This is a genomic window from Stenotrophomonas sp. AC248 (assembly GCF_979258185.1).
The window spans coordinates 2,490,663-2,516,789 of record NZ_OZ409840.1 but is presented as its reverse complement, the minus strand read 5'-3'; the positions used below and the strand labels follow the sequence as shown (position 1 = coordinate 2,516,789).

Sequence of the window (26,127 nt, the reverse complement as noted above, 5' to 3'; positions counted from 1 at the left end):
CGGCATTCGCCCGCTAGGCGCCTGTGCTGTCTGGGGATGGCTGGGGGACAGGCAGGATGTGCAGGCCCAGTCGGGCGCAGATGACCGGCCAGCGCCTGGCCAGCAACAGCATGACCACCCAGGTCACGCCGGGCAGCGCCGGGATGAAGGCCGAAAACACCGGCAACACGACATCGGCATGCAGCGCGCTCACCCAGCGGCCGGCGGGTGAGCCCATCTCGAGCAGTTGCGGGCCGATGAATATGGCCAGCACCTCTGCCGGCAGCATCACCAGCGCCACGCAGGCGGCGAAGGCGCCGTAGACCAGCGCCGCAACCGTCAGGGTGAACCTGCCGGCGCAGGGAAGGCGACGCCAGGGCAGGCAGGCGCGCAGGGCCGGCGCCCACAACGGTACTGACACCCAGAGCAGCACCAGACCATGGAGGATCGCGTCTTCACGGATCATGTTGCGGGCCGCGCATCAAGGGGCGGCGGCAGGAGCCGCGCCCAGCGTGCGCCGAGAAAGCGCGCAGCCCATCCGGTAAACACCAGCAGGGGCAGGCCGTACACGAGTGCGGCAAACAGCGTCGCGGCCATGCCGGGGTGTGATGCCAGCTGATCCAGCGCGGCGGACACGGGCGGTGCCGCGAGGATCAGAAGGCGCAGTGCGACCAGGAACGCCAGGTACGCCGCATAGGCCATGCACCCGGCGCAGGTACTGAACAGCAGCGGGCGCGGAAGCCGGCGACGGCCGCCGAACGCCCGCATCGCGGGCCACCAGAACGGCGCGGACGCCCACGCCAGATACCCCGCTGCCACGCCTCCCATCCAGGCGACCAGTTCAAGGCCGAAGGTCTCCACGACCTGCATCATGCCGTCACGCTCCTTTGCTGTCTTCGGTCCGGCCGCGATCACTGCCGGCGCGATGGCACAGTAAAGGCATGCAGCGCGTTGGCGCAACGGTGCCCGCACCCCGCGCGGAGTGACCTGCCGCACGCTGTCGTGCGTCGTCTTCACGCGGCTGCGCCAGCGGTCTGCCGATAGTGTGAGGGTCATTCTGCTTCCGCGCGCGTATCTACATGCCCCTGATTCCCGAGCGCGTCCGGCGCTGGCCCCGGCCGTGGCGCGTGGCGTTGCTCTCGCTGCTGGCGCTGTATGCGCTGTACCTGATCGCCGGCAACGTGTTCCTCAATACGCCGTTGTTCGACGCGGTCACCAACCGCAAACCTGAAAAGTTCAGCATGCAGACCGGGCCGGCGCTGACCCTGCTTCCCGGCCATGCCGTGGTCTGGAACGTGCGCATGCGCGGGCAGGCCGGGCACACGGTCTACATTTTCCGCGCCGACCGCGCGGGCGCCTGGATCGACCTGCCGGCGCTGTTCCGCCGTGAGGTGCGCATACCGCGGATCGAGGCCACGGGCGTGGAGGCCGAGGTCGAGCGCGTGGACAAGGGCATTCCGCCGCCGCCGCGCGGCGACCGCGGCTGGACGCTGCGTTTCGATGCGATCCACAGCGACAGCATCCGCAGTGGCCGTTTCGGCACGCTCTTCATCGCAGGGCAGGGGCACGGCACGGTCGGCTTCCTCAAGCAGTTGAAGGGCGGGCCGTCTGAATTGTTCGACTCCACGGCCGGGTTCGAGAAGGCCGAGGTGACCGTGGGCGGGGTACGGGTGCTCGATGACGCCCACCTTGCGGCGCGGTTCCATTTCCCGCGCCACTACCGCGACGAAGCGCCGGGCCTGCGCAAGCTGGACATCACCTGGGCACAACTGCAGGTGGATGCGCGCAGCCGCGCCGTGGAAATCGACACCGGCGGACCGCACGTCAGCGTCGGCAGCGCGCCGTCGAACGCCCGTCTTACCGGCGATGTGGTGCTGGACCGGGGGGCGCTGCAACCCGGCAGCCGGGTGGTGTGGCGGGTGCCGGTGCATGCCGGGGTGAACGCCGATGATCGCGGGCTGCTGGCGCTGCAGCTGGATGTGGCACAGGACATGCGCGTGCAGGCACGGTTGCCCCGTGACCCGGAAACCGGCAGCGAACTGCATGCCGACCTGCGCATCACCGGCCGTAAAATCCCGTTCCGCGCCCCGGCCGAACTGCTGCCGCGGCTGACCGGGCAGGTGCAGGGCGCATGGAAGTTCGAGTCGCTGAACTGGATCGCCGATCTGTTCGTGCGCAAGCCGTGGTTCCACCTCGATGGCGGCGGCCTGCTGGAAGGCGACCTGAAGATTGCCGACGGCCAGCTGGCCGCGGGCAGTACGCTGGACATTCCGCAGGTGGCGGCCGTGGCCGAGGTGGCCGGGGTGCGGCTGCTTGGGCAGGCCAATGCGCACGGCAGCATCGTCGCCGGCGAGCCGGCGCAGGCGCAGCTGGACGTCAAGATCCCCGCGTTCCGCGCGGCACCGACCGGCGCGCCCAAGGCGCTGCTGTTCGACGGCCACGCCATGGCGCTGACCCTGCGCGGCGACGCCCGCCTGCAGCAGTTGCGTGACGGCATGCGTGCGCACCTGCGCTTCAACGACGCGCGCGTGCCCGACCTCACCGCGTACAACCGCTACCTGGGCGGCGGCACTGGCAATGTGCGCCTGCTGGGCGGTACCGGCCTGCTCAGTGGCGATGTCGAAATGGATTCGGCCGGTCGCGTGGGCACCGGCCGGGCCGACCTGCGCGGGCGCGGCGCACAACTGCAGGTGGCCGGTATCGCGCTGCGCGGCGACGCGCAGCTGCAGGCGCGCGTCAAGCGGGCCGACTTCGATGCCAAGCAGTTCGACCTGGGCGGCACCACGGTAGCGCTGCGCAACATCCAGGTGGGCGACGGCGCCGGACAGAACAACTGGTGGGGCACGGTGTCGCTGCGCCAGGGCCATATCGATGCAGCCGCACCGTTTGAAGTTACCGCCCAGGCCGATCTGCGCCTGCGCGATGCGGGGCCGCTGCTGGGGGTGTTCGCCGAGCGCAGCGCGTACCCGCGCTGGGTGCTGGGCATGCTCGATTCCGGTGAGGTGCAGGCCAGCGGGCAGCTGCGCTGGCGCAGTGGCGAAATGTGGGTGGATGACCTGCAGGCCGAAAACGAGCGGCTGTCGCTGCGCGCGCGGCTGGACCTGGCCGAGGCGCGGCGCCGCGGCAACCTGTACCTGCGCTGGGGCGTTCTGGGCGCGGGCATCGAACTGGACGGCCAGGAACGCAAGTGGCACCTGGCCGGCGCACGCGAGTGGTACGACCAGCAGCCACGTGTGCTGCCAGCCCCCCGGTAGAGCCACGCCATGCGTGGCTGCAGACGTGCGTCCGCACCCTCAGGCATCGGCGCACGCGTCCCGTTGCCGTGGCGCACCCGGACGCGCCTCATCGCCGTTCCCTGCTGCACCGCATGCCGCCTCCCGCTTACCCGTTGGGGAGGGCGCCGCGGGCGCCGCTTCCACGCCCGCCAGCTGGCGCGCCAGATCGACGTGGGTGATGTGCCCCTGCAGGAACAACAGGCCGCTGTAGATGTTCATGGTCGACGCTCCACTTGAGGAGCGTTGACGATAGGTGCAGGATGCGGGGCGCAAAAGCGACATTTCCGCAAGCTGGTCTTGAACAGGATTCAAGTCGACATGTCCCGCATGCCCCTGCAGGCCCTGCAGAATTTCGTCACCGCCGCGCGCCTGGGCAACCTCACCCGGGCCGCGGAATCGCTGAACCTGACGGTCAGCGCGCTCAGTCACCAGATGCGCCAGCTGGAGCAGCGGCTGGGCTACCCGCTGCTGCTGCGGCAACCGCGTGGGGTGGGGGTGACGCCGGAAGGCCAGCGCCTGCTTGAGCAGGTCGGGCCGCACCTGGATGCGATCCAGCAGGTCTTCCAGCCGTTCGGTGCACGCCACGACCGCGTGCTCACGGTCAGCGCGCTGCCTTCGATGGCCTCCAACTGGCTGGTGCCGCGGCTGGGCTCGTTCGTGGCCGCGCACCCGGAGATCGAGTTCAACCTGGAATCCAGCGAACGCCTGACAGACTTCGAACGCAACGTGCAGTGCGATGCCGCGCTGCGCGTAGGGGCCGGGCAGTGGGTGGGTGTACACGCCGAGCCGTTGTTCGATGAGTGGTTGATGCCGATGGCCAGCCCGGCGCTGGTGGAGCGCATGGGCGGCGTGGATGCGCGCCCGCTCTCGGAATGGCCGCTGCTGGGGGATCCCGATGGCGAATGGCAGCGCTGGTTTACACAAATCGGCCAAGACCCGCCGCGCCGCTACGTGGCCATGCTCAACGATTCGGAGTCACACCATCGCGCGGCGCTGGACGGCTTCGGTGTCGCGCTGGGGCGGGTGACGCGGGCGCGGCTGCTGCTCGACTCGGGCCAGTTGATTGCCTTGTCGCCGCACCGTTTGAAGACGCGCTGGTCGCATTGGCTGGTGTATCCGCCGCGCTCATCAACGCACCAGGGGTTCCTGTCCTTCCGGTCGTGGTTGCATGCACAGGCGGGCGAGCATGCCCGGCACATGCAGACACTGGCACGCCCCGTGGACCTCTGACGCCGCTGTTATTACGGGTGCAGTGACGAACCGGGTACCGTGGCCGGCAGTGGCGGGCCGGCCTGCTGTGCTTCGAGCACGGCCAGCCGGGCCGTGACGCGCGCGTTGTCCTCGACCAGTCCGCGATAGGCGCGGAACAGCAGCACCGTGCCGGTGATCCCCAGCAGCGTGGCCGCTATGCCGATCACGCCCCCCACCGTGATCAGGGACAGGACATGCGGCATGGCACTGGCGGTGAAATACGGCAGGCCGATCACCGCCCCATAGGCCAGTCCGATGATGCTGGCCAGGCTGAGCACCAGAAAGCTTGCATGACGGTGCCGACGGTAGGCCGCCACTTGCAGGCCAAGCAGGACCAGTTGGGCCAGCAGTGCGAAGAGGCTGAGATAGCGCGCGATGGTCATGTAGCGTTCCATTGCGTCATAGCTGTCCATGGGGTGCTCCGCCCGGCGGTGGGCCCACCACCGCGGCAGGCCTCTGGCGGGATGGTAGGCGCGGTGGCGTGGGCGGAACAAGCCGGCAGCGTGTCCTTATGCTGCGGGCGTGGCGATGTCCTGGTAGACCACTTCGCTGCCCAGCACCTTCAGGCCCGCCGGGCCGCTGCTCAACAGCCGCTGTTCGCCGATGGCCTGCTGCCATTGCAGCTGGAACCCGGCGGCGGCCGGCAGCTGCGCGGCCAAGGTATGCAGGTGACGCCGGGCCTGTGGAGCTTGGCTGTCGAAGTGGCCAAGCAGCACGCCGTGCTGGTGCACGATCAGGCGATGGCCGCTCATGCGGACACCGTCCCGGCAAGGGGCGCATCGGCAACAGGCGCTGGCGTCGGCAGTGCATCCAGCCACGCGGCGAACAGGTCGCGTGCGGCGGCCGCCAGGGGCGCGGCGTAACGGGCGGCCTGTTCGCGCAGGGTGCGGGGATCAATACCCGCGCGCTGCAGTTCGTCGGCATGGCCGATCAGCCAGGTGTCGATGCGGGTGGCGTCGACCTCGGGATGGCACTGCAGGGCCAGCAGGTGGTGGCCGATGGCGAACGCCTGCTGCGCGCAGGCGGGCGTGGCGGCCAGGCGCAGTGCTCCGTCGGGCAGGGTGAAGCTCTCGCCATGCCAGTGCAGGACCGGGATGCCCACCAGTGCCCGCAGCGGCGAGGCCAGGCCGGCATCGGTCAGCGACAACGGCGCGAAGCCGATTTCCTTCGCGCCCATCGGCGTCACGCTGCCGCCGAGTGCGCGTGCCACCAGCTGCGCGCCCAGGCAGATGCCCAGCGTCGGGCGGTGCGCGGCCAGGCGGGAGCGCAGCAGGGCATGCAGGTCGCGCAGATGTGGGTAGGCATGCACGTCATTGGCGCTGATCGGCCCGCCCAGCACGATCAGCAGGTCGGCGGTCTCGGCGCCGTCCAGGCGGTCGATGCCGGCCTGCAGTGTCTGCAGCTGCCAACCGCGTGCGGCCAACAACGGGGCCAGTATCCCCGCGTCTTCGAACGCGACGTGCTGGATCGCCACCGCCTTCATGGCGTGCCCTCGGCGGCGGTAGGCCAGTAGAAACTGTCCGGGGTGGCGCGCGCGCCGAAGATGGCCTGGCCCACGCGCACCACGGTGGCGCCTTCTTCGATGGCCAGGTCGAAGTCGCCGGACATGCCCATCGACAACTCGTCCAGCAGGATCCCGTCCGGCAGGGTGGGGCGCAGGCGGTCGCGCAGGTCACGCAGGCGGACGAAGCACGGGCGCACCTGCGCCGGGTCGGGCGAGAACACCGCCAGCGTCATCAGTCCGCGCACGCGCAGCCGGGGAAAGGCCGGCAACTGCTGCACGAAGTCCGCCACCGCGATCGGGTCCAGGCCGTATTTGCTGGCCTCCCCGGAGGTGTTGACCTGCACGAACACGTCCAGCGTGCGCTGCTCCAGCGCCAGCCGGCGGTCCAGTGCCTCGGCCACGCGGAGGCTGTCCAGTGCCTGGAACTCACTGGCGAAGCGCGCCACGTCGCGGGCCTTGTTGGTCTGCAGGTGCCCGATCACCGACCAGCGGATGGGCAGGTCGGCCATGCCGTCGGCCTTGGCCTGCGCCTCCTGCACCTTGTTTTCCCCCAGTTCGTGGCAGCCCGCCGCCCAGGCCAGGCGCAGCCGCGCCTGGTCGACGGTCTTGCTGACCGGCAGCAGGCGCACGCTGGCCGGATCGCGGCCGGCACGTTCGCAGGCGCGCGCGATGCGGTGGCGCACGGCCTCCAGGTTGTGGGCGATGGCGTCGACGGTGGTGGCCTGTGGCCAGTCGGGGCGTGCGATGGGCATGGGGGAGCTCCTGAAGCGAGGGCGGCTGCACGGGCGGTCCGGCACGTGCAACACTGTCCCGGGACGATTCACATATTGGCATAGGACAAAATGAAAATCACCGGCCAGACCGCCAGCGCCGTGTTCGACAGCATCCGCCAGCAGATCCTCAGTGGCGCTTTGGAACCGGGGCAGCTGCTGCCACCGGTCCGCGACCTGGCCCTGCAGCTGCAGATCAACCGCAATACCGTGGCGGCCGCCTACAAGCGGCTGGACGCGGCCGGGCTGGCGCAGACCCAGGGCCGGCGCGGCACGGTGGTGACCGCGCCCCCGACCGCGGGCGCCCAGGAGGGCAGTGCGGCGGGCTCGGCGCTGCACGACCTGTCCAGCGGCAACCCCGACCCGCAGTGGCTGCCAGACCTGCGCGGGCTGCTGCCGGCACGGGCGCCGCGCCTGTACGGCACCCCCACCATCGACCCGCCGCTGGAGCGGTTGGCACGGGCGCAGCTGGACCCGGATTGCCCGCCTGGGTACGCACTGGAGCTCAGCCACGGCGCGGTCGATGCGATCGAACGGGTGCTGGGCAGCTGGCTGGTGCCTGGCGACCGCGTGGCCGTGGAGAACCCGTGCTTTCTGGGCAGCCTCAATACCCTGCGCGCGGGCGGGCATGCCACGTTGGCCGTGGCCATCGATGAACACGGGATGGTGCCGGCTGCCTTGGCGGCGGCGCTGGAGGCCGGCGCACGCGCGGTGCTGCTGACCCCGCGTGCGCACAACCCGACCGGTGCCAGCCTCAGCCAGCGCCGCGCGCGCGAACTGCGCCAGGTGCTGGAGCGGCATCCGCAGGTGTTGGTGCTGGTGGACGATCATTTCGCAGTGTTGTCGCAGCAGCCGTACCACTCGGTGATCGCCCCGCGTACGCGGCGCTGGGTGCTGGTGCGTTCGCTGTCCAAGGCACTCGGGCCGGACCTGCGCCTGGCGGTGCTGGGCTGCGATGCCGACACCGCCGCACGCCTGCGCCTGCGCATGGCCCCCGGCACCGGCTGGGTCAGCCACCTGCTGCAGGATGCGGCGGCCGCGGCGCTGGGGTCGGCGCGGGTGATGGCGCGTGTTGCCAAGGCCGGGCGCGATTATGCGCAGCGGTGCCAGGTGTTGCAGCAGGCGCTGGGCGAGCAGGGCATCCACACCCCGGCGGTGATGGATGGGTTGAACCTGTGGGTGCCGCTGGCCGCCGACAGCCAGCCGCTGGTGCTGGCCATGGCGCAGCGCGGGTGGCAACTGCGCGGCGGCGAAGTGTTTGCCGTGCAACCCGGCGTGCACGGCCTGCGCATCACCACGGCCATGCTGACGGCCGGCGATGCGCGGCGCGTTGCGCTTGACCTGCGCCAGGCGCTGGAGGATCAGGGCGCGCTGGGGGTACTCGGGCGCACGTAGTGCGACTGGCCGTTGTCGCCGACGAAGATCAATTCCGGCTTGCCCTGCCAGGACGTGAGCATGGCACCGGTGCTGTTCTGGTGCTTGATCACCAGGGTGGCGCCGCGATCCGGGTTGGCGGTGACCTTGAACACTTCGGTGGTGCCACTGGCATCGTCCAGGGTGAGCATGGCTTCATCACCGACATCGGCCGTGCCGTAGCCGCCGCGTTCGGAACCGTCGGCGCCGAGCAGGATCAGCCCGGACAGCGGCGATGCGCGCGGCCCCTGCGAGATGCCCTTGCTGAGCGGGTCCGGCACCGGTGCGCCCAGGATCACCCGGGCCTGGCCGTTGCTGTCCTGGATGACCAGCCCGCGTGCGGTGATCACCCGGTCGTGCGATTGGCTCTGGTGCAGGCGCAGGCCGGTCCAGGCGGAGACCACAAGGGCGAGGCTGGAGACAACCAGCGTGGTGACGGTGAGTGCGCGGGACAATGGCGGCTCCAGATCCTTGGAAGCTCGCGACCATACCGCAATGGTTGATTGCGACACCAGTCGGGAAAGTCTGTATTTGCAGTGATCGTGAAGTTGGTCACGTGTTGCTGCGCGGCATCAATGGAAATCCCGACTGTGCGTGCGCACGCCTTCGATCAGGCAATCGATGTTGTACATCTGCCGCACGATCAGGTGCTGCACGCCGTCCACGCGCTCCAGGCGGCCGTCGATCTGCATCATCCGTGCTTCCACCAGCACCCGGTGCTGGCGGTCGGCGGTCTTGCGCCAGACCACGGCGTTGACCATGCCGCATTCGTCTTCCAGGGTCAGGAAGGTGACCCCGCTGGCGGTCTGCGGGCGTTGGCGCATCCGCACCAGCCCGGCAAACCGCACGGTGCGCCCATGCGGCAGGGCGGCCAGTTCGTCCGAGCGCTGGCAGCGGCGCTGGCGCAGCTGCGCGCGGATGAAGGCCACCATGTGCCGGCCCAGGGTGGTGCCGGTGCTGTTGTAGTCGGCCTGCATGTCCTCCAACGCACTGGGCGGCGGCAACGGCACGCTGGCTTCCACGGTGGCCCGCGCGGTGTCGAACAGCGGCAACGGCTTTTCCACGCCCGACACTTCCCAGCGCGCACGATGGCGATGGCCGCTCAATCCCTTCAACGCCCCCGCATCGGCGAGCAGGCCCTGGTGGCGGCGATCCAGCCGCGCGCGCTGGCTGAGGTCGGCCACGCTGTCGAACGGCTGCCGGGCGCGTGCCTGTACCAGCGCGGTGGCGACATCTTCGCTGAAGCCGTCGATCAGGCGCAGGCCCAGGCGGATGCCGAACGGGCGGTCGGGCGCGGTGGGCGGCAGCAGCGTGCAGTCCCAGTCGCTGTGGCGCACATCCACCGGCAGTACGGGCACGCCATGGCGGCGCGCGTCCTGCAGGATCTGGTCGGGGGTGTAGAACCCCAGCGGCTGGCTGTTGATCAGGCTGGCAGCGAACGCCGACGGGTGGTGGCACTTGAGCCAGCAACTGACATAGGTGATCAGCGCGAAGCTGGCCGCGTGGCTTTCCGGGAAGCCATAACTGCCGAAGCCCTTGATCTGCTCGAACAGGCGTTCGCCGTATTCGCGGCTGTGGCCACGGGCGGCCATGCCGGTGAGCAGGCGGTCGCGATGCGGCTCCAACCCCCCATGGCGTTTCCAGGCCGCCATCGAACGGCGCAGCGCGTCGGCCTCGCCTGCGGTAAAGCCGGCCGCTGCCACCGCCAGCTGCATCACCTGTTCCTGGAACAGCGGCACGCCCAGGGTACGCTTGAAGACCTTCTCCAGCGCCGGCGGGTAGTCGATTTCCTCGATGCCTTCTTCCTTGAGCTTCTTGCGCCGGTTCAGATACGGATGCACCATGTCGCCCTGGATCGGGCCGGGGCGCACGATCGCCACTTCGATCACCAGGTCGTAGAAACAGCGCGGCTGCATGCGCGGCAGCATGGCCATCTGCGCACGCGATTCGATCTGGAACACGCCCAGGGTGTCGGCGCGGCAGATCATGTCGTAGGTTTTCGTGTCGCCGGGGGGAATATCGGCCATGCCCATCAAGGGCGCGCCGTGCGCGTGCAGCATGGCCAGGCATTTGCGCACGGCGGTGAGCATGCCCAGCGCCAGGCAGTCCACCTTCATCAGCCCGGTGGCGTCCAGGTCGTCCTTGTCCCACTGGATCACGGTGCGGTCGGCCATGGCCGCGTTCTCCACCGGCACCATCGTGGACAGCGGATGTTCGGAGATCACGAAACCGCCCGGGTGCTGGGACAGGTGGCGCGGGAAGTCGACCAGTTCGCTGGTCAATGCCACCACCCGCCGCATCAGCGGCGTGTCCGGGTCGAAGCCGCGCTCGCGCAATGCCTCGGGCAGCGGCTCGTGGCTGCTCCAGCGGTCCAGGCAGGCGGCCAGCTCGTTGACCTGGTCCGGCGGCAGGCCCAGCACCCGCGCCACATCGCGCACCGCACTGCGGCCACGGTAGCTGATCGCCACCGCGGTCAATGCAGCGCGTTCGCGACCGTAGCGGTTGAACACGTACTGCAGCACTTCCTCGCGGCGCTCGTGTTCGAAATCGATGTCGATGTCCGGCGGCTCGTCGCGTTCGGCGGAGATGAAGCGCTCGAACAGCAGCTCCATCTCGCTGGGGTCGATCTCCGTCACACCCAGGACGTAGCACACCGACGAATTGGCGGCTGAGCCGCGGCCCTGGCAGAGGATCTTCTGGCTGCGCGCGAAGCGCACGATGTCGTGCACGGTCAGGAAGTAGGACTCGTACTGTTTCGTGTGGATCAGGTCGAGTTCGTGTTCGATCTGCGTGCGTTGTTTTGCCGTGGCGCCTGTCTTCCAGCGCCATCGCATGCCGTCCTCCACCAGCGTGCGCAGCCAGCTGGCCGGATCGTACCCGGCCGGGATCAGTTCGCGCGGGTAGGTGTACTGCAGCTGCTTGAGGTCGAAGTGGCAGCGGTTGGCGATACGCACGGTTTCGGCCAGCAAGGCCGGCGGGTACAGCGCAGCCAGCGCCTGGCGGGTGCGCACATGCCGTTCGCCGTTGGCAAACAGCCGCCAGCCGGCATCGGCGATGGTGCAGTGGTGGCGGATCGCGGTGAGGGTGTCCTGCAGGGCGCGGCGGCGGCGCACGTGCATGTGCACATCGCCGCTGGCCACCAGCGGGATGGCGTGTTCGCGGCCGAAGTGGTGCAGCGCGGCCAGGCGCTGCCTGTCATCGGCCTCCCGATGCAGTTCCACCGCCAGCCACAGCCGCTGCGCGAAGCGGGCCTGCAGCCAGGCGGCGTCATCGGCGTTGGGTACGCGGTCCAGCCACAGGCACAGCAGGCTGTCGGGCAGCGTATCCAGGTCCTCGCGGAGGCAGCGGTACTCGCCCTTGGGCGCGCGCCGGCGGCAGGTGGTGATCAGCTGGCACAGGCCGGCATAGGCGGCCAGGTCGGTGCACAGCAGCACCAGCCTGGGGCCGTCTTCCAACTGGAACTCCGCGCCGGTGATCAGCGCCAGGTCATGCTTTTTCGCTGCCTGCCAGGCCCGCACGATGCCGGCCAGCGAGCATTCGTCGGTGATCGCCAGCGCGCGGTAGCCCTGGCCCTTGGCGCGTGCGAACAGTTCCTCGGCGATCGACGCGCCGCGCTGGAAGCTGAAGGCCGACAGGCAATGCAGTTCGGCGTAGTCGGGCAGGGCGGCGCTCATGAAAACCAGCCGTGCAGCATCCACGGCCCGCCGCGCCCATCGGCGCTGGTATAGGCCCAGCCGCGCTGGCCCTGGCCGGTTTCGATGACGTAGTAGTCGCGGCGGATATCGCCTTCATCCCACCAGCCCGATTCGATCCGCTCGGGCCCGGACACGATGCGCAGGTGCGGGTCGAGCAGCGGCTGCGGGCGTGGCAGCAACCAGCCCGGTCGCACGGGCAGGACGGGCGGCGGGCCTTTGGGCGCACCGTGGGCATCGCCGCTGGCACGTTCGGGGCGGTGTTCGGCACGCAGCCCCAGGCCCTGCACGGCGTCATCGCCGAGCCGGGCACGCAGCCGCTCGCGCACCTGTTCCCAGGGCATCGCCTGTTGCGGGCGGGGATCGAACAGGTCGCGTGCGGCCGGTACGAACGGCGGCAGGTGCTCGGCCTGCAGGCGCAGGCCACGGCTGCCGGCAGGCAGGTGCAGGTGGTCGACGCGGTTGCGCGCCAGTTCGAACAACATGGCCGCATCGCGTTCGGGCGCGAGCAGGCCGATGTCCAGGCCGGTATCCGGGTGCTGGTCGTGTTCGAACCACAACGTGAAGCGCTGCACGCCGCCATCGCGCGAACACAGGAAGGCCGCCAGGTCACCGGTGAGCCGGCGCAGCGGGAACAGCAGGGCCTGGGTGGATTCGATTTCGTACTCGAACTCGATGCGTGCGTCGAAGCGGTCCGGCGGCTGGTAGTAGCGCAGCGGCGGCGTGCTGATCCCGCGCAGCGCATCCAGGTGGGCCAGCACGGCCGGCGCGAAGCGTCGCGCCAGGCTGTCGCGCGGTAGCTGGAAGGCCGCGCCCAGCGTGCGCAGACCCGAGCGCGCCAGCACCGTGGCCGCCTCGGCCGGCAGCCCGCTGTGTTCGATCGGTACCTGGGCCAGGGTGGCGTCCAGCTGCTGGGCCTCCACCCCCAACCGCGCATGCACGCGGGTCAGCACCCAGGCCGCATGCGGATTGGGTGCAGCCACCAGGCGATGGCGGAAGCCGAGCTCCTTGAGGCCGTCGCACAGGCGTTTTTCAATCGTGGGCCAGTCACCGAACAGCGCGCGGCTGGCGCCGATTTCCAGCGCCAGCGCATGCGGGAAGGCCAGGCTGACCTGCGAGCTGATGCCATACAGCCAACTGGCCAGCAGCTGCCGGGTGGCCTGTTCGGCGCGCGGGTCATGTTCGACGGTGAGCATGTCGCGGGTAAGCACCTGGGCGGCCGACAGCAGCATGCCGCGGCGCAGCCCCCGTTGGCGCGCCGCCGGGCTCACCGCATGCAGCACGCGGCGCTGCGCGGGGCCGCTGAGCAGCACCAGCGGCACCGACGGATCGGGTTGCTGGCGCAGGGCGGCATCCAGCGCCAGCTGTGGCAGCAACAGGCAGGCCCAGTGCACGGCGGCCGCTCAATGCGCCAGGGCCAGCGGCAACGGCTGCGCCGGGGCCATGCCGCCGCGGCACTTGAGGACGCGCACCTGGCCGTGCTTAAGCTGCAACCGCAGCGGTGCCGGCGAAGCATTGCGCGCCTGGCGCAGGTCGCGGAAGGCAAACCCCAGGCACTGGCCGGTTTCGGCGGCCACCTGCAGCCGGCGCAGGGCCCGGTCGTCGGCCTGCTGCGGCCAGCACAGCACGGCGGCACAGGCCGCAGAACGCAGGCACTGTTCGGCGGCCCACAGGGCATCGCGCGGGGCTGCCCGCACCACCTGCACCTGGTTCAAGGCCAGCCCGGCACCGGCCCAGCCGGGCGCATGCGGCAGGTAGGGCGGGGCAATCAGCACGATGGTCTGCTGCTGCTGGCTCAGCCGCGCCAGGGTGGGCCAGACCAGCGCCAGCTCGCCGTGCCCCGGTGCGGCCAGCAGCACCTCCGACAGCGCCGCCGGCGGCCAGCCGCCGCCGGGCAGGCGGGCGTCCAGCGCCGGGTGGCCGGTAGGGTGCGGGGCCGTGGCCGGCGGCGTGACCTGCGGCCTGCCGCGCCAGACCTGCCGGCTTTCCAGCAACTGGTCCAGGGCCAGAACCGCGCCCATCAGCGCACCTCCCGAAGGGGCTGGCGCAGGCAGGCAGGGGCGGCAAGGCGGGGCATGGCGGGCAGTATCGGCAGGGGCGGTGTCAGAGGCTGAGACCGACAATCCTACCGGCAATTAGTAAAAATGCTAACGGTTCGCGCACCGGCAGTTTGAACGCAGCCGGGGTGATGAATGCTTCAGCCAGTGGCCTGCCCACCGCTGCAGCGGCCGTGGGGGGCGGGTCGATATGGATGGCATGAAGGGCTGCATCGGCGGTCGCGGCGGGATGCGCGGTTTGTTCAAGCCCGGCCGCGCCGTTGTCGCGAGCATGGCCGCTCCTTTGTATGGAGCAGGTCGATGAAGCGATGGTGGTTGGCGTTGTATGCGCCGGGAATGCTGCTTGGATGCGTGGGGATGGCCACGTGGTGGGTGGGGTATGCAGCGGGGTCGGCCCTGTGGCTGCTGCCGGGGTTGGTGCTGGCCATCGCGCTGTCGTGGCTGGCCGAGCGCTGCTGGCCCTATGACCCGGCCTTCAACGCCCCCCAGGGCGATGCGGGCCGCGATGCGGTCCATGCGCTGGTGAATGAAGGATTGAACCTGCTGGCGATCGGTGCGATTCCGCTGGTGGCCGCGTGGGTGCCGTGGCAGCTGTGGCCGACGCACTGGAGTGTGGTGGCGCAGGTGGTGCTGGCAATCGTCGCCGCGGACCTGGGCATCACCCTGGTGCATTACGCCAGCCATCGCTGGGCCTGGCTGTGGCGGTTGCACGCAGTCCACCACAGCGTGACCCGCATGTATGGGTTCAACGGATTGATGAAGCACCCGCTGCACCAGACGGCCGAAGCCTTGGGCGGGGTGCTGCCGCTGCTGTTGCTGGGCATGCCGTACCCGGTGGCGGCGGTGCTGGCTTTCGCCATTGCCATCCAGTTGCTGCTGCAGCACTCCAACGTGGACATGCGGCCGGGCTGGCTGGGCAAGGTGATGGCATGGGCCCCGCTGCATCGGTTCCACCACATGCGCTATGGCAAGGCCGGCGACGTCAACTTCGGATTGTTCCTGACCGTCTGGGACCATCTGCTGGGGACGGCCTTCGATGCCGACTACCGGATGCGCGTGGACGACCTGGGGATTGGCAGCCAGCCGGCCTATCCACGGGACTACCTGGGGCAACTGCTGGCGCCGTTCCGCGCGCTGCCGCACGTGCCGGAACCGCCGCCGCCCCCGGGGCTGGATCAGTCGCCGCGATAATGCTGCAGGTGCAGGCCGGCCAGGTGCCCGGCCTGCACGCCGAACATGCGCCGCAGGTTGCGCGAGAAGTGCGCCAGGTCGGCGAAGCCGGCGGCATGTGCGCTGGTGGTCAGGCTGTGTCCCTCGATCACCTGGACCAGTGCCTGGCGCAACCGGCGCCACAGCACCAGGCCACGCAGTGACACGGCCAGGTCCTGCTGGAAGCGGCGGTGCAACTGGCTTTCGGACAGGTGCGCGGCCGCTGCGATGGCCGGGGCCGCAATGCGCTCGGGCAACCGCGCGTCCAGTGCGGACAGTGCGGCCTGCAGCCGGCGGTCCAGCGGCGCCTGCGCGACCAGGGCCGACAGGCAGGGCAACACCGCCTGCGGATCGCACGGAAGCAAGGGCAGCTGTGCCTGCAGCGTCTGCAGGTCGACATGGCTGGGTTCAATCCATACCGTGCAGCCGCGCAGCGGCACGCCGCGCACCGCATGCGACTGGAACGAGGGGAGCAACAGGCGCGTGCCGCACTGCAGCCCGTCGTCGTTCTCCACGGTCCAGTGGCCGGCATCGGCCAGCAGCACCTGGTGGGCGTAGTGGGCATGCGCACCGGTGGCACCGGCATGGCCCTGCAGCACGGCGAAATGCGGGCCCAGCAGCAGTGCGCCAGACCACTGCCCGTTCACTGCCGTGGACGCATTCACCGCACGCTCCGCATCGTTCACCCCTTGCACCTGCTGCGCAGGGTAGCGGAAACCGTCCACCACGCGCCCAGCGCAAGCAATGAAACCAGGGCGCCGGCAATGCAGACGCCGTTCCAGCCATACGCGGCATACAGGCTGCTGCCCAGCAGCGCGCCGATCCCGCTGCCGGCCGCATAGAACAGCATGTAGGCGGCGATCACCTGCGCCTGCGCGTTGGGCGCGGCGGCCAGGATCAGGCTCTGGTTGGTCACGTGCAGTGCCTGTACCGCCAGATCCAGCAACAGCACGCCCAGTACCAGCCAGCCCAGGTGCAGCGGCAGCGCAGCCAGCGGGGCCCAGCTCAACAGCAACAACAGCAGCGCAGCAAAGGAAACACGGTCGGCATGGCCGCGATCGCTCCAGTGCCCGCTGCGCGCGGCGGCCAACGCGCCGAGCAGGCCGACCAGTGCGAACGCACCGATGGCGGTATGGCTGAGCGCATGCGGCGGTGTGCTCAATGGCAGCGCCATGCTGCTCCAGAACAGCCCGAACGCGGTGAACAGCAGCAGTCCGAGCACGCCGCGTTGGCGCAGCACAGGTTGCTGACGCAGCAGAGTGATCAACCCGATCCGGGGCGCGGCATCGGCCACCGGCAGCCGTGGCAGGCGCAGCCACAGCACCGCGCCGCTGACCACCATCAGCACCGCCGACAGCACATACACCGCACGCCAGCCCCCCAGGTCGGCCACGCCACCAGCCACCACCCGGGCCAGCAGCAGGCCGATCACCACGCCGGCCTGGGCGGCACCGACCACGCGGCCACGCTCATGCGGGCCCGCCGCAGCGGCGGCATAGGCAATCAGCCCCTGGGTCATCGCGGTGCCGAGCAGGCCCACCGCCAACATGCCCAGCAGCAGCGCGGTGGCGTTGCCGGCCAGGGCAACGCCCAACAGGGCCACGACCAGCGCCACGCTCTGCGCCGCCATCAGGCGCCTGCGTTCCAACCGGTCGCCCAGCGGCACCAGCCACAGCAGCGCGATCACCGAGCCCAGCTGAGTAGCGGCAATGACCGCGCCGATCCGGGCGGTGCCGATGTGCAGGTCGGCGGCCAGCGCATCCAGCAGCGGTTGGGCGTAGTAGACGTTGGCCACGCTGAGCCCGGCGGCGCAGGCGAACAACAACAGCAGGGGCGTGGCGGTACGGGGCAGCGGTGCGGCGATGGACATTTTATGGTCTCAAAATAGAACCAGTTGATTCTGGATGATCTGGTTCTAAAATAAAACCACTTATGGAGGTGCCCCATGCACGACGATCCCAACGCCACCTGCCCGGTGGCCCGCGCGCTGGACCTGATCGGCGACCGCTGGTCGCTGCTGATCGTGCGCGACGCCTTCGATGGGGTACATCGGTTCAGTGATTTCCAACGCAGCCTGGGCATGTCGCGCAGCATGCTCAGCCAGCGCCTGCAGGCGCTGCAGGATTCCGGGGTGCTCGCCCAGCAGCCGGCGGCCGATGGCAGCCGGTACCACGACTACGTCCTGACACCAAAAGGGCAGGCGCTGTTCACGCTGGTGGTGGCGCTGCGGCAGTGGGGCGAAGCGTTCCTGTTCGCCGAACATGAACCACGCTCGCAGCTGCTCACCCTGGCCGATGGCCAGCCGCTGGCGCCGCTGCTTCCGCAGGACAGGGAAGGGCGCGTGCTGGCGTCCGCGGCAACGCACGTGGTCAAGCCCGCCACGCCGTGATCGACGGGGCGGCCCTACGCCGCCGAAACTGAACACGCTGTTGACAGGGATGAACAGGGTGAACGACTCTTCACCGGATGGGTGCCGCCTGCGGCGCCCACCGGGCAGGGCGGCTGTATCGACGGGCGGAGGGGCCTGGTCGTAGCTGCATTGCCTGGTAGTACCCGATACCGGCCTGCAAGGTGCCGGCATCCGCCATCTTGGCGCTGCACCCTTCTGCGGCACGACTCCCTGGATTTTTTGCGCAAGCAAAGGTGTTTCGCCCGCTTATGAAAACGATTACAAAGCCACTGGCCCTGACGGCCGCCATCACGCTCTCGCTGGCCGCCTCGGCCTGGGCCGCGCCCACCGCCACCACCGGCGGAGCCGACGCCTTCACCGTGCTCAGCCTGGAACAGGCGCCGAAATGGCTCAATGCGGCCGACGTTGCGGCCCAGTTGCAGGCCATGAACGTGGACGCGCTGACCATCGGCAACGTGCACCGTGAAGCGGACACCAGCGGCACCAGCCACGCGCCGGATCCGCTGGAAGCGCTGGCCGACCAGCTGGGTTACACCTACCGCTTCGTCAGTGCCGACCCGGCGTCGGCCGAGCGCCGTGGCAGCATCGTGATCTCGCGCCTGCCGGTGGAAGCCGAGTCGGGCATCGAAGCGCCGGGCATGAACTACCTGCGCTTGAATGACGGCCGCCACGTGGTGGCGCTGTACACGCAGACCGCCGCTGCCGATGGCGCACGCTTCAAGCAGCTCATCGAGGCCTCGCGCGTGGGCGCGCCGTCCGTGCTGCTGGGTGCCAACGATGCCGCCGTGACCGGCTTCGACGCCAACGGCGACGTGGCCCGTTCCAACGGGTTCCAGTCGGCCACCAGCACCGCGGTCAAGCTGCGCATCGATGCCGACAGCCCGGCCATCGCCGGCAAGCTGCTGACCCTGGGCTACACCGCGCCGGTCGGCGGCGACACGCCGTGGATGGACACCTCGCTCAACGCCGATGCACGCGCCCGGCTGATCGTGGCGAAGATGACCGACGACGAGAAGTTCCAGATGCTGCACAGCTACTTCGGGCTGGGCAAGGATGGCGGCCCGCTGCCGGAAGGCGCGGTCGGTTCGGCCGGTTTCGTGCCGGGCGTGGCGCGGCTGGGCATTCCGTCGCAGCAGTCGGCCGACGCCGGCGTGGGCGTGACCAACCCGGGCGGCATCCGCAAGGGTGACCACGCCACGGCGATGCCGTCCGGCCCGTCCACCGCGTCCAGCTGGAACCCGGAAGTCGCCTTTGCCGGTGGCGCCACCATGGGCCGCGAGGCCTGGCAGCAGCGCTTCAACATCCTGCTGGCTGGCAGCGTCAACCTGCAGCGCGATCCGCGCAACGGCCGCAACTTCGAGTACGCCGGTGAAGACCCGTTGCTGGCCGGTCGCCTGGTTGGCGAGTCGATCCGCGGCGTGCAGAGCCAGCACGTGGTGTCGACGATGAAGCACTTCGCGCTCAACGACATGGAAACCTCGCGCAATTTCCACAGCGCCGAGATCGGCGAGCAGGCCATGCGCGAATCGGACCTGCTGGCGTTCGAGATCGCCCTGGACATCGGCAAGCCCGGTTCGGTGATGTGCTCCTACAACCGCATCAACGGTATCTACGGTTGCGAGCACGATTACCTGATGAACCAGGTGCTCAAGCAGGAATGGAAGTTCCCCGGTTTCGTAATGTCCGACTGGGGCGGCGTGCACAGCGGCTCCAAGGCGGCGCTGGCCGGTCTGGACCAGCAGTCGGCCGGTGAAGTGTTCGACAAGGCCGTGTACTTCGACGCACCGCTGCGCCTGGCCGTCAATGGCGGCGTGGTGCCGCGTGCGCGCCTGGACGACATGGTGTCGCGGATCCTGCGCGCGATGTTCGCCAACGGCAATTTCGACCTGCCGCCGCAGCACCAGCCGATCGATGACGCCGCCGGTTTCGCCGCCGCGCAGCGCACCGTGGAAGAAGGCAGCGTGCTGCTGCGCAATGCCAACAACGTGCTGCCGCTGGGCCCGGAGGTCAAGCGCATCGTGATCATCGGTGGCCACGCCGACAAGGGCGTGATCGGCGGCGGTGGTTCGTCGATGGTGGGCTGGACCGCCAAGGGCACCAACGCGGTGCCGGGCGTGCTGCCGACCACCTGGCCGGGTCCGGTGATCTTCCATCCGTCCTCGCCGCTGGAGGCCCTGCGCGCCGAGCGCCCGGACGCCAGCATCGAGTACGTGGATGGCCGCAACGTGGCCGCCGCCGCGCGCGCTGCCGCCGCGGCCGACGTAGCGATCGTGTTTGCCACGCAGTGGTCGGCCGAATCGGTCGACCTGCCGCACATGAAGCTGCCCGACAACCAGGACGCGCTGATCGCCGGGGTGGCGCAAGGCCAACCCGAAGACCGTGGTGGTGCTGGAAACCAACGGCCCGGTCGAGCTGCCGTGGCTGCAGCAGGTGCCGGCGGTGCTGCAGGCGTGGTACCCGGGCATCCGTGGCGGCGAAGGCATTGCCGCGCTGCTGACCGGCAAGGTCAACCCGTCCGGCCGCCTGCCGGTGACCTGGCCGGTGGATGCCAGCCAGCTGCCGCGTCCGGAAGTGAACGGGCTGGGCTTCAACCCGAAGCACAAGCCGGATGACACCATCGATTACGACATCGAAGGCGCCAACGTCGGCTACAAGTGGTTCGCCGCCAAGGGCCTGACCCCGCAGTTCGCGTTCGGCCATGGCCTGTCCTACACCAGCTTCACCTATGAAAACCTGAGTGCCATCTCGATGGGCCAGCGTCTGGTCGCCACCGTGGACATCCGCAACACCGGCAAGGTGGCCGGCGCGGACGTGGCCCAGCTGTACCTGAAGATGCCCGAAGGCAGCGCCACCCCGATCCGCCTGATCGGCTTCCAGAAGGTCACGCTGCAGCCGGGCGAATCGCGCCGGATCCGCATCGAGGCCGAACCGAAGACGCTGGCCAGCTTCGACACCGCCGACAAGCAGTGGAAGATCGCCGAGGGCCGCTACGAACTGCAGCTGTCGCGCTCGGCCAACGAGCCGGTGGAAACCATCGCGTTCGTGCTCGGTGATGAAGTAGTGCGTTAAGCGACGGCGGGTACCGACCGACGGTCGGTACCTACCCGCCGGGTTGGCCATCATGATGGCCAACCCCTGCACGCAACCCGGTAGGGCACGACCGTTGGTCGTGCCTGCCGCGGCTCAGCCGGGCAGATGCTGGCGCAGGTGCGCCAGCAACAGCTGCACCCGACGCGAAGGATGTGCGGTGTTGGGAAACACCGCATACACCCCCTGGCGCGGAAAGCGGTGCCCGCGCAGGATCGGCAGCAGCCGACCTGCCGCCAGGTCCTCGGCAATCAACCACTGTGGCAGCACCGTGGCGCCGGCCCCGGCCAGCGCGAAGGCACGCAACGTGGACGCATTGTCTACCGTGACCACCGCATCGGCGGGGTTGCTGGCAAACATCTGGTCGCTGCCATCGGGGGCGATCAGCGGCAGGTCCGCCAAACGCGGATAGCCCAGCCGTGGCAGCGTACGCACCCAGTCCGGGTCGTCACGCGCGGCATCATCGGGCAAGCCCGACAACACCGACGGCGCGGCCACCGCACACAACGCGTGCTCATCGAGCAGGGTGGCGCGCAGCTCGGAATCGGCCATGCGCCCCAATCGAATGGCCAGGTCGAACCGCTCGGGAATCAGGTCGGCATGCGCCGGTGTGGTCGACAGGTGCAGCCGCAGCTGCGGGTGCAGGGCGCGGAACCCCTCCAGCAGCGGCACCACCTTGGCGGCGGCATATTCGGGCGTGGTGGTCAGGCGCAGCGTGCCGCGCAGCTGCAGCTGCTCGCTGCGGGCCTCTTCGATGGCCCGTTCGGCGGTGGCCAGCATCGCCACGCAGTGCTGGTGGAAGCGCTCGCCGGCCTCGGTCAGCGCCAGGCTGCGGGTATTGCGCACCAGCAGGGTCACGCCCAGTTCCTGCTCCAGCCGCTTCAGATTGAAGCTCACCACCGCCTTGCTCTGGCCCAGGCGCTGCGCGGCTGCGGTGAGGCTGCCGGCATCGACCACGGCCTTGAAGGTCTCGAAGCGGTCCAGGCTGACCATCGCGCACGCCTCTTGTGTCAAAAATGGTTTGACAGTCTTGCATCGGATGTTCGGTTTATCCAGCGCCGCCCAGCGCGCATGCTGCCGCCTCGCAACTGGAGTGCCGCATGACCTATCGCGCCAAAGTGGAGCTGCTGTACCTGCTCGGGTTCTCGCTGGACCTGGTCAACATGTTCATCGGCACGGTGGCCTATCCGGCCGTGGCGGCCGACCTGCACGCCTCGGTGCCGCAGCTGGCGTGGATCGGCAACGCCTACATGCTGGGCCTGACCCTGGTGATCCCGCTGGGCAGCTGGCTGGCCGCGCGGCTGGGCGAGCGCCGGCTGCTGTGCCTGTCGCTGGCGGTGTTTGCGCTGGGCGCGATCCTGGCCGGCACTGCGCCCAGCATCGAAGCGTTGATCGGCTGGCGGCTGCTGCAGGGACTGGGCGGCGGGTTGCTGATTCCGGTCGGGCAGGCGATGGCCTACCGGCATTGCCCACCGGCCGAACGTGGCCGCCTCACCGCGCGCATCATGGCCGTGGCCCTGCTGGTGCCGGCGCTGTCGCCGACCCTGGGCGGCTGGCTGGTCGGGCTGGGATCATGGCGCTGGGTGTTGCTGGCCAGCGTGCCACTGGCCGCGCTCACGCTGCTGCTGGCTGCCGCGTGGATCCGCACCGAGGCGCCGCGGGCGCTGCCGCGGCTGGACCGGCGCGGCCTGGTGCTGGGCTCGCTGGGCCTGAGCCTGCTGCTGGTGGCCCTGAGCCAGATCGCCGAGGCCCAGCAGCGCACGCTGGGCATCGCGCTGCTGGTGGTCGCCGCCGGTGTGCTGGCGGTCTATGCGCGCACCGCCGCCCGCACTGCGCAGCCGGTACTGCACTGGGCGTTGCTGCGACACCCCACGCTGCGCCTGGCCATGGTGGTGTACCTGCTGGTGCCGGGTACCTTCATCGGCACCCAGCTGGTGGCGACGCTGCTGCTGCATCGGCAGGGCTACACCGCGGCGGCCATCGGCGGCTTCATGCTGCCTTGGGCGATGGCCTCGGCCTGCGCGATCGCCACTACGCGGCACTGGCTGCCGCGCATCGGTGCGCGGCCGCTGTTGAGCGCGGGCATGCTGTGCCAGGCCGTGGGCATCGTGCTGTTGATCGGCATCCAGCCTGGCCAGCCAGGGTTGCCAGTGCTGGCATTTGCGCTGATGGGGCTGGGCGGCAGCCTGTGCAGCAGCAGCGCGCAGACGCTCGCGTTCCAGGGCATGCAGGACCAGGACATGCTGCCGGCCAGCGCGCTCTGGAATCTCAACCGCCAACTCAGTTTCTGCCTGGCCGCCGCGCTGCTGGCCTGCGTGCTGGCGGTGCTGTCGTCGCGGATGCCCGACCGCGCTTTCGCGCTCACCCTGTTGCTGGCGGCTGGCATGAGCCTGCTGCCGCTGCTTCTGCTCTGGCGCCTGCCGGCGTCCACCCTGACCTTGAGGACCTCCGCATGACTGACACCTCCGCCTTGCACGAAATCCACGCGCTGCATGTGCTGATCGAAGACTGGTTCAACGCGCGTATCCCGGTATCCGCGCTGGACACGCTGATGGCGCGTTTCACCGATGACTTCTGCATGGTCGGGGTGGCCGGCCAGCGCCTGGATCGAGACGCCGTGCAGGCGTTGTTCGCCGGCAGCCACGGCGCACGCCCCGGGCTGGTGATCGCCATCGAATCGGTGCAGGCCACGGCCCTGCCGTCGCCGCTGGCCATGCTGCGCTATCGCGAAGGCCAGGGCGTGGAGGAGGGCGCGATGCGCTGGCGGGAATCGCTGGCCGTGCTTCGCCAGGAGCACGGGCAATGGCGCTGGTTGGCGCTGCATGAAACAGCCAGCGCCTGAGTCAGCGCACGCGGTAAACGCCGAGCTGGTCCTCGTCGACCAACACCACACGGTCGGGTCGCGCGCTGAAGCAGGGCGCGATGAGCAGCGGCCGCACATCGCCGGCCTGCATTGCGCCACGCAGGAAGGCGACCACATCGGCCGCCGTGGCACGGAAGGTGCGCCCGCCGAACAGGGCGGTGCGCCCCTTCCAGGTCACCACGTTATGCGCCACGTAGCAGCTGACGTCCTGCAGGACGTCCGCCAGCGCTTCCAGGTCGGCGATGGGCTGGAATGGCGCGCCCGCGGCAACGGCATCGCGCATCTGGAAATAGACGCGCTGCTCTTCCTCCCGTGACGCCAGCTCGGCGCGCACCAGTGCCTGCAGTGTGTAGTGGTTCTTCATCATCAGCCGCCTGGTCCGGTGGAGAGTGCCGCCGTGGACTCCGGGGCCCATTCTGCGGTGGCGCGCATGGCTTTGCACGACACGGTGGTTGATGGCTGAATGCGGGCGATTGGGACCATCGGCATCTACCGGCGCGGCGCGGGCGGCGCTAGGCTGCGGTGATTGCCACCCTGCCGGGAGAGAGCCCATGCGTGTCCGTGTCGTGCCTGTCGTGCTGTTGAGCCTCATGGTTGCCGCCAGTGTGTCGGCGCAGACCTCGCCGATGACCCCGGATATTCCGGCCAAGGGGTTCGTCACGCCCACGGCCAGCAATGACTACGACAAGCGCGTGGTGATGGTGCCGATGCGGGACGGCACAAAGCTCTACACGGTGATCGTGGTGCCCAAGGGCGCGAAGCACGCCCCGATCCTGCTGACCCGCACGCCGTATGACGCGGCCAACCGCGCCAAGCGCATCGACTCGCCGCACATGCGCGACATCCTGCCCCAGGGCGATGAGGTGTTCGTCGACGGCGGCTACATCCGGGTGTTCCAGGACATCCGCGGCAAGTACGGCTCCGAAGGCGATTACGTGATGACCCGGCCGCTGCGCGGGCCGCTCAACAGCACCAAGGTGGACCATGCCACCGACGCCTGGGACACCATCGACTGGCTGGTCAAGCACGTGCCCGAAAGCAACGGCAAGGTCGGCATGCTGGGCTCTTCGTATGAAGGCTTCACCGTGGTGATGGCGCTGACCAACCCGCACCCGGCGCTGAAGGTGGCCGCACCGCAGAGTCCGATGATCGACGGCTGGATGGGCGATGACTGGCTCAACTACGGTGCCTTCCGCCAGGTCAACTTCGGCTACTTCACCGGCCAGCTGGCCAAGCGCGGCAAGGGGCCGTCGATTCCCAGCGTCGGCTACGACGACTACACCACCTTCCTGCGTGCCGGCTCGGCGGGCGACTACGCGCGCGCCAATGGGCTGGACCAGCTGCCGTGGTGGCACAAGCTGATCGAGCATCCGGCCTACGACGCCTTCTGGCAGGAACAGGCGCTGGATGCGCAGATGGCCAAGACCCCGCTGAAGGTGCCCACCATGTGGCTGCAGGGCCTGTGGGACCAGGAAGACATGTGGGGCGCGGTGCACAGCTATGCGGCGATGGAGCCGCGTGACAGCAGCAACACGCTCAACTACCTGGTGATGGGCCCGTGGCGGCACAGCCAGGTGAACTACGACGGCAGCAATCTGGGCGCGCTGAAGTTCGACGGCGATACCGCACTGCAGTTCCGCCGCGACGTACTCAAGCCGTTCTTCGACCAGTACCTGGTGGATGGCGCGGCCAAGGCCGATACGCCGCCGGTGCTGATCTACAACACCGGTGAGAACCACTGGGACAAGCTGCAGCAGTGGCCGCGGACGGTGGCACAGAGCAAGCCGCTGTATCTGCGTGCGGGCGGCAAGCTGTCGTTCGAGGCGCCGCAGCCGGGCGAAGCCACCTACGAGGCCTACGTGGCGGACCCGGCCAAGCCGGTGCCGTTCGTGCCGCGCCCGGTACGCTTCGCCGACCGCGACATGTGGACCAGCTGGTTGGTGAAGGACCAGCGTTTCGTGGACGGGCGGCCCGACGTGCTGACCTTCGTCAGCGAACCGCTGACCGAACCGCTGCGCATCGGCGGCGCGCCGCAGGTGAACCTTGCGGCGGCCACCACCGGCAGCGATGCCGACTGGGTGGTGAAGCTGATCGACGTGTACCCCGACCAGACCCCGTCCACGCCGGAGATGGGCGGCTATGAGCTGGCGGTGTCGATGGCGATCTTCCGCGGGCGCTACCGCGAGAGTTTCAGTGCGCCCAAGGCGATCGCGGCCAACCAGGTGCTCGATTACACATTCGGCTTGCCCACGGCCAACCACGTGTTCCAGCCGGGCCACCGGGTGATGGTGCAGGTGCAGTCCAGCCTGTTCCCGCTCTACGACCGCAACCCGCAGACGTTCGTGCCGAACATCTACCTGGCCAAGCCGGGCGATTACCAGAAGGCGACGCAGCAGGTGTGGCACGCGCCGCAGCAGGCGAGCTTTATTTCGTTGCCGGTGTATTGACCGCGGACGCACGCTGACGCACGGATAACCATCAACGCCCGGGTAGAGCCGACCGTTGGTCGGCTACACCCAGATCCTCCACACACCGGTAGAGCCGACCGTTGGTCGGCTGCACCCGGATCCTCCACACACCGGTAGAGCCGACCGTTGGTCGGCTGCACGCAGATCGT

Annotated in this window: 23 protein-coding genes and 1 pseudogene; 9 read left to right on the top strand and 15 right to left on the bottom strand. The window is 69.3% G+C overall.

Going from position 1 to position 26,127, the window contains the following annotated elements:
* Window positions 1-13: 13 nt before the first annotated feature.
* Together ACZ0AE_RS11395 and ACZ0AE_RS11390 are read right to left on the bottom strand one after the other, a co-directional pair.
* Window positions 14-445: a hypothetical protein gene (locus ACZ0AE_RS11395; RefSeq protein ID WP_463601163.1), complete on the bottom strand. Its 432-nt coding sequence runs from the start codon at window positions 443-445 to the stop codon at window positions 14-16.
* The gene (locus ACZ0AE_RS11390; RefSeq protein ID WP_463601162.1) at window positions 442-1,035 is read right to left on the bottom strand and encodes a hypothetical protein; all 594 of its coding nucleotides are present in this window, start codon (window positions 1,033-1,035) and stop codon (window positions 442-444) included. Before ACZ0AE_RS11390 ends, ACZ0AE_RS11395 begins: the two co-directional genes overlap by 4 nt.
* Window positions 1,036-1,058: 23 nt before the next feature.
* Here ACZ0AE_RS11390 and ACZ0AE_RS11385 point away from each other — a divergent pair, with 23 nt between their 5' ends.
* Window positions 1,059-3,233, top strand: coding sequence for a hypothetical protein (locus tag ACZ0AE_RS11385; protein ID WP_463601161.1), 2,175 nt, complete (start codon window positions 1,059-1,061; stop codon window positions 3,231-3,233).
* A gap of 39 nt (window positions 3,234-3,272) precedes the next feature.
* Here the strand turns inward: ACZ0AE_RS11385 and ACZ0AE_RS11380 are convergent, their stop codons facing one another.
* Entirely contained in the window at window positions 3,273-3,473 is a 201-nt protein-coding gene (locus tag ACZ0AE_RS11380) for a hypothetical protein (RefSeq protein WP_448133875.1), read from the bottom strand.
* A 99-nt stretch (window positions 3,474-3,572) separates the two neighbouring features.
* Between ACZ0AE_RS11380 and ACZ0AE_RS11375 the strand changes: the two genes are divergently transcribed.
* Complete coding sequence (locus ACZ0AE_RS11375) at window positions 3,573-4,484, top strand: LysR substrate-binding domain-containing protein (RefSeq protein ID WP_463601160.1); 912 nt, start codon at window positions 3,573-3,575, stop codon at window positions 4,482-4,484.
* An 11-nt stretch (window positions 4,485-4,495) separates the two neighbouring features.
* On the opposite strand, the gene ACZ0AE_RS11370 is transcribed toward ACZ0AE_RS11375, so the two are convergent.
* The 4 genes from ACZ0AE_RS11370 to ACZ0AE_RS11355 form a co-directional block, all read right to left on the bottom strand.
* A complete protein-coding gene (locus ACZ0AE_RS11370) occupies window positions 4,496-4,888 on the bottom strand; it encodes a hypothetical protein (protein WP_463601159.1) in 393 nt (130 codons plus the stop codon).
* Between the two features lie 126 nt (window positions 4,889-5,014).
* On the bottom strand, window positions 5,015-5,257 hold the full coding sequence (locus tag ACZ0AE_RS11365; RefSeq protein WP_463601158.1) for a hypothetical protein: 243 nt from the start codon (window positions 5,255-5,257) through the stop codon (window positions 5,015-5,017).
* Complete coding sequence (locus ACZ0AE_RS11360; RefSeq protein WP_463601157.1) at window positions 5,254-5,988, bottom strand: glutamine amidotransferase; 735 nt, start codon at window positions 5,986-5,988, stop codon at window positions 5,254-5,256. Before ACZ0AE_RS11360 ends, ACZ0AE_RS11365 begins: the two co-directional genes overlap by 4 nt.
* Window positions 5,985-6,761 (bottom strand): YggS family pyridoxal phosphate-dependent enzyme, encoded by a 777-nt coding sequence (locus ACZ0AE_RS11355; RefSeq protein WP_463601156.1) that lies wholly within the window; start codon window positions 6,759-6,761, stop codon window positions 5,985-5,987. Before ACZ0AE_RS11355 ends, ACZ0AE_RS11360 begins: the two co-directional genes overlap by 4 nt.
* Before the next feature lie 90 nt (window positions 6,762-6,851).
* Between ACZ0AE_RS11355 and ptsJ the strand changes: the two genes are divergently transcribed.
* The gene (gene ptsJ, locus ACZ0AE_RS11350; protein WP_463601155.1) at window positions 6,852-8,174 is read left to right on the top strand and encodes a MocR-like B6 salvage transcription factor PtsJ; all 1,323 of its coding nucleotides are present in this window, start codon (window positions 6,852-6,854) and stop codon (window positions 8,172-8,174) included.
* Here the strand turns inward: ptsJ and ACZ0AE_RS11345 are convergent.
* From ACZ0AE_RS11345 to imuA, 4 genes are all read right to left on the bottom strand, one after another.
* Window positions 8,141-8,647 (bottom strand): hypothetical protein, encoded by a 507-nt coding sequence (locus tag ACZ0AE_RS11345; RefSeq protein WP_137189684.1) that lies wholly within the window; start codon window positions 8,645-8,647, stop codon window positions 8,141-8,143. The two genes, ptsJ and ACZ0AE_RS11345, sit on opposite strands and share 34 nt — an antisense overlap.
* Window positions 8,648-8,764: 117 nt before the next feature.
* Complete coding sequence (locus ACZ0AE_RS11340; RefSeq protein WP_463601154.1) at window positions 8,765-11,866, bottom strand: error-prone DNA polymerase; 3,102 nt, start codon at window positions 11,864-11,866, stop codon at window positions 8,765-8,767.
* Window positions 11,863-13,278 (bottom strand): Y-family DNA polymerase, encoded by a 1,416-nt coding sequence (locus ACZ0AE_RS11335; protein WP_313245530.1) that lies wholly within the window; start codon window positions 13,276-13,278, stop codon window positions 11,863-11,865. The genes ACZ0AE_RS11340 and ACZ0AE_RS11335 overlap by 4 nt, the downstream gene beginning before the upstream one ends.
* A gap of 9 nt (window positions 13,279-13,287) precedes the next feature.
* Entirely contained in the window at window positions 13,288-13,905 is a 618-nt protein-coding gene (imuA, locus tag ACZ0AE_RS11330) for a translesion DNA synthesis-associated protein ImuA (RefSeq protein ID WP_463601153.1), read from the bottom strand.
* Between the two features lie 336 nt (window positions 13,906-14,241).
* Between imuA and ACZ0AE_RS11325 the strand changes: the two genes are divergently transcribed.
* On the top strand, window positions 14,242-15,132 hold the full coding sequence (locus ACZ0AE_RS11325) for a sterol desaturase family protein (RefSeq protein ID WP_463601152.1): 891 nt from the start codon (window positions 14,242-14,244) through the stop codon (window positions 15,130-15,132).
* On the opposite strand, the gene ACZ0AE_RS11320 is transcribed toward ACZ0AE_RS11325, so the two are convergent.
* Both ACZ0AE_RS11320 and ACZ0AE_RS11315 read right to left on the bottom strand, forming a co-directional pair.
* On the bottom strand, window positions 15,117-15,836 hold the full coding sequence (locus ACZ0AE_RS11320; RefSeq protein ID WP_463601151.1) for a helix-turn-helix transcriptional regulator: 720 nt from the start codon (window positions 15,834-15,836) through the stop codon (window positions 15,117-15,119). The genes ACZ0AE_RS11325 and ACZ0AE_RS11320 overlap by 16 nt on opposite strands.
* Window positions 15,833-17,020 (bottom strand): MFS transporter, encoded by a 1,188-nt coding sequence (locus ACZ0AE_RS11315; protein ID WP_463601150.1) that lies wholly within the window; start codon window positions 17,018-17,020, stop codon window positions 15,833-15,835. The genes ACZ0AE_RS11320 and ACZ0AE_RS11315 overlap by 4 nt, the downstream gene beginning before the upstream one ends.
* A 75-nt stretch (window positions 17,021-17,095) precedes the next feature.
* Here ACZ0AE_RS11315 and ACZ0AE_RS11310 point away from each other — a divergent pair, with 75 nt between their 5' ends.
* Together ACZ0AE_RS11310 and ACZ0AE_RS11305 are read left to right on the top strand one after the other, a co-directional pair.
* Window positions 17,096-17,539 (top strand): winged helix-turn-helix transcriptional regulator, encoded by a 444-nt coding sequence (locus tag ACZ0AE_RS11310; RefSeq protein WP_038687943.1) that lies wholly within the window; start codon window positions 17,096-17,098, stop codon window positions 17,537-17,539.
* 908 nt (window positions 17,540-18,447) lie between these two features.
* Window positions 18,448-20,629, top strand: a pseudogene (locus ACZ0AE_RS11305) (beta-glucosidase).
* A 114-nt stretch (window positions 20,630-20,743) separates the two neighbouring features.
* Here the strand turns inward: ACZ0AE_RS11305 and ACZ0AE_RS11300 are convergent.
* On the bottom strand, window positions 20,744-21,640 hold the full coding sequence (locus ACZ0AE_RS11300; RefSeq protein WP_038687945.1) for a LysR family transcriptional regulator: 897 nt from the start codon (window positions 21,638-21,640) through the stop codon (window positions 20,744-20,746).
* 107 nt (window positions 21,641-21,747) lie between these two features.
* On the opposite strand from ACZ0AE_RS11300, the gene ACZ0AE_RS11295 reads away from it, so the two are divergent.
* Entirely contained in the window at window positions 21,748-23,103 is a 1,356-nt protein-coding gene (locus tag ACZ0AE_RS11295) for an MFS transporter (protein ID WP_463601149.1), read from the top strand.
* Window positions 23,100-23,489, top strand: a complete 390-nt coding sequence (locus tag ACZ0AE_RS11290; RefSeq protein ID WP_463601148.1) for a DUF4440 domain-containing protein — start codon at window positions 23,100-23,102, stop codon at window positions 23,487-23,489. The genes ACZ0AE_RS11295 and ACZ0AE_RS11290 overlap by 4 nt, the downstream gene beginning before the upstream one ends.
* Window position 23,490: 1 nt before the next feature.
* On the opposite strand, the gene ACZ0AE_RS11285 is transcribed toward ACZ0AE_RS11290, so the two are convergent.
* On the bottom strand, window positions 23,491-23,874 hold the full coding sequence (locus tag ACZ0AE_RS11285) for a hypothetical protein (RefSeq protein ID WP_463601147.1): 384 nt from the start codon (window positions 23,872-23,874) through the stop codon (window positions 23,491-23,493).
* 187 nt (window positions 23,875-24,061) lie between these two features.
* On the opposite strand from ACZ0AE_RS11285, the gene ACZ0AE_RS11280 reads away from it, so the two are divergent.
* The gene (locus tag ACZ0AE_RS11280) at window positions 24,062-25,957 is read left to right on the top strand and encodes a CocE/NonD family hydrolase (protein ID WP_313422605.1); all 1,896 of its coding nucleotides are present in this window, start codon (window positions 24,062-24,064) and stop codon (window positions 25,955-25,957) included.
* The last annotated feature ends 170 nt before the right edge of the window (window positions 25,958-26,127 follow it).

Coding starts and splice junctions, on each gene's coding strand:
- ACZ0AE_RS11395 (WP_463601163.1), bottom strand. CDS start 445: ATGATCCGTGAAGACGCGATCCTCCATGGTCTGGTGCTGCTCTGGGTG.
- ACZ0AE_RS11300 (WP_038687945.1), bottom strand. CDS start 21,640: ATGGTCAGCCTGGACCGCTTCGAGACCTTCAAGGCCGTGGTCGATGCC.
- ACZ0AE_RS11365 (WP_463601158.1), bottom strand. CDS start 5,257: ATGAGCGGCCATCGCCTGATCGTGCACCAGCACGGCGTGCTGCTTGGC.
- ACZ0AE_RS11310 (WP_038687943.1), top strand. CDS start 17,096: ATGCACGACGATCCCAACGCCACCTGCCCGGTGGCCCGCGCGCTGGAC.
- ACZ0AE_RS11370 (WP_463601159.1), bottom strand. CDS start 4,888: ATGACCATCGCGCGCTATCTCAGCCTCTTCGCACTGCTGGCCCAACTG.
- ACZ0AE_RS11290 (WP_463601148.1), top strand. CDS start 23,100: ATGACTGACACCTCCGCCTTGCACGAAATCCACGCGCTGCATGTGCTG.
- ptsJ (WP_463601155.1), top strand. CDS start 6,852: ATGAAAATCACCGGCCAGACCGCCAGCGCCGTGTTCGACAGCATCCGC.
- ACZ0AE_RS11295 (WP_463601149.1), top strand. CDS start 21,748: ATGACCTATCGCGCCAAAGTGGAGCTGCTGTACCTGCTCGGGTTCTCG.
- ACZ0AE_RS11385 (WP_463601161.1), top strand. CDS start 1,059: ATGCCCCTGATTCCCGAGCGCGTCCGGCGCTGGCCCCGGCCGTGGCGC.
- ACZ0AE_RS11315 (WP_463601150.1), bottom strand. CDS start 17,020: ATGTCCATCGCCGCACCGCTGCCCCGTACCGCCACGCCCCTGCTGTTG.
- imuA (WP_463601153.1), bottom strand. CDS start 13,905: ATGGGCGCGGTTCTGGCCCTGGACCAGTTGCTGGAAAGCCGGCAGGTC.
- ACZ0AE_RS11285 (WP_463601147.1), bottom strand. CDS start 23,874: ATGAAGAACCACTACACACTGCAGGCACTGGTGCGCGCCGAGCTGGCG.
- ACZ0AE_RS11375 (WP_463601160.1), top strand. CDS start 3,573: ATGTCCCGCATGCCCCTGCAGGCCCTGCAGAATTTCGTCACCGCCGCG.
- ACZ0AE_RS11325 (WP_463601152.1), top strand. CDS start 14,242: ATGAAGCGATGGTGGTTGGCGTTGTATGCGCCGGGAATGCTGCTTGGA.
- ACZ0AE_RS11360 (WP_463601157.1), bottom strand. CDS start 5,988: ATGAAGGCGGTGGCGATCCAGCACGTCGCGTTCGAAGACGCGGGGATA.
- ACZ0AE_RS11340 (WP_463601154.1), bottom strand. CDS start 11,866: ATGAGCGCCGCCCTGCCCGACTACGCCGAACTGCATTGCCTGTCGGCC.
- ACZ0AE_RS11355 (WP_463601156.1), bottom strand. CDS start 6,761: ATGCCCATCGCACGCCCCGACTGGCCACAGGCCACCACCGTCGACGCC.
- ACZ0AE_RS11390 (WP_463601162.1), bottom strand. CDS start 1,035: ATGACCCTCACACTATCGGCAGACCGCTGGCGCAGCCGCGTGAAGACG.
- ACZ0AE_RS11380 (WP_448133875.1), bottom strand. CDS start 3,473: ATGAACATCTACAGCGGCCTGTTGTTCCTGCAGGGGCACATCACCCAC.
- ACZ0AE_RS11280 (WP_313422605.1), top strand. CDS start 24,062: ATGCGTGTCCGTGTCGTGCCTGTCGTGCTGTTGAGCCTCATGGTTGCC.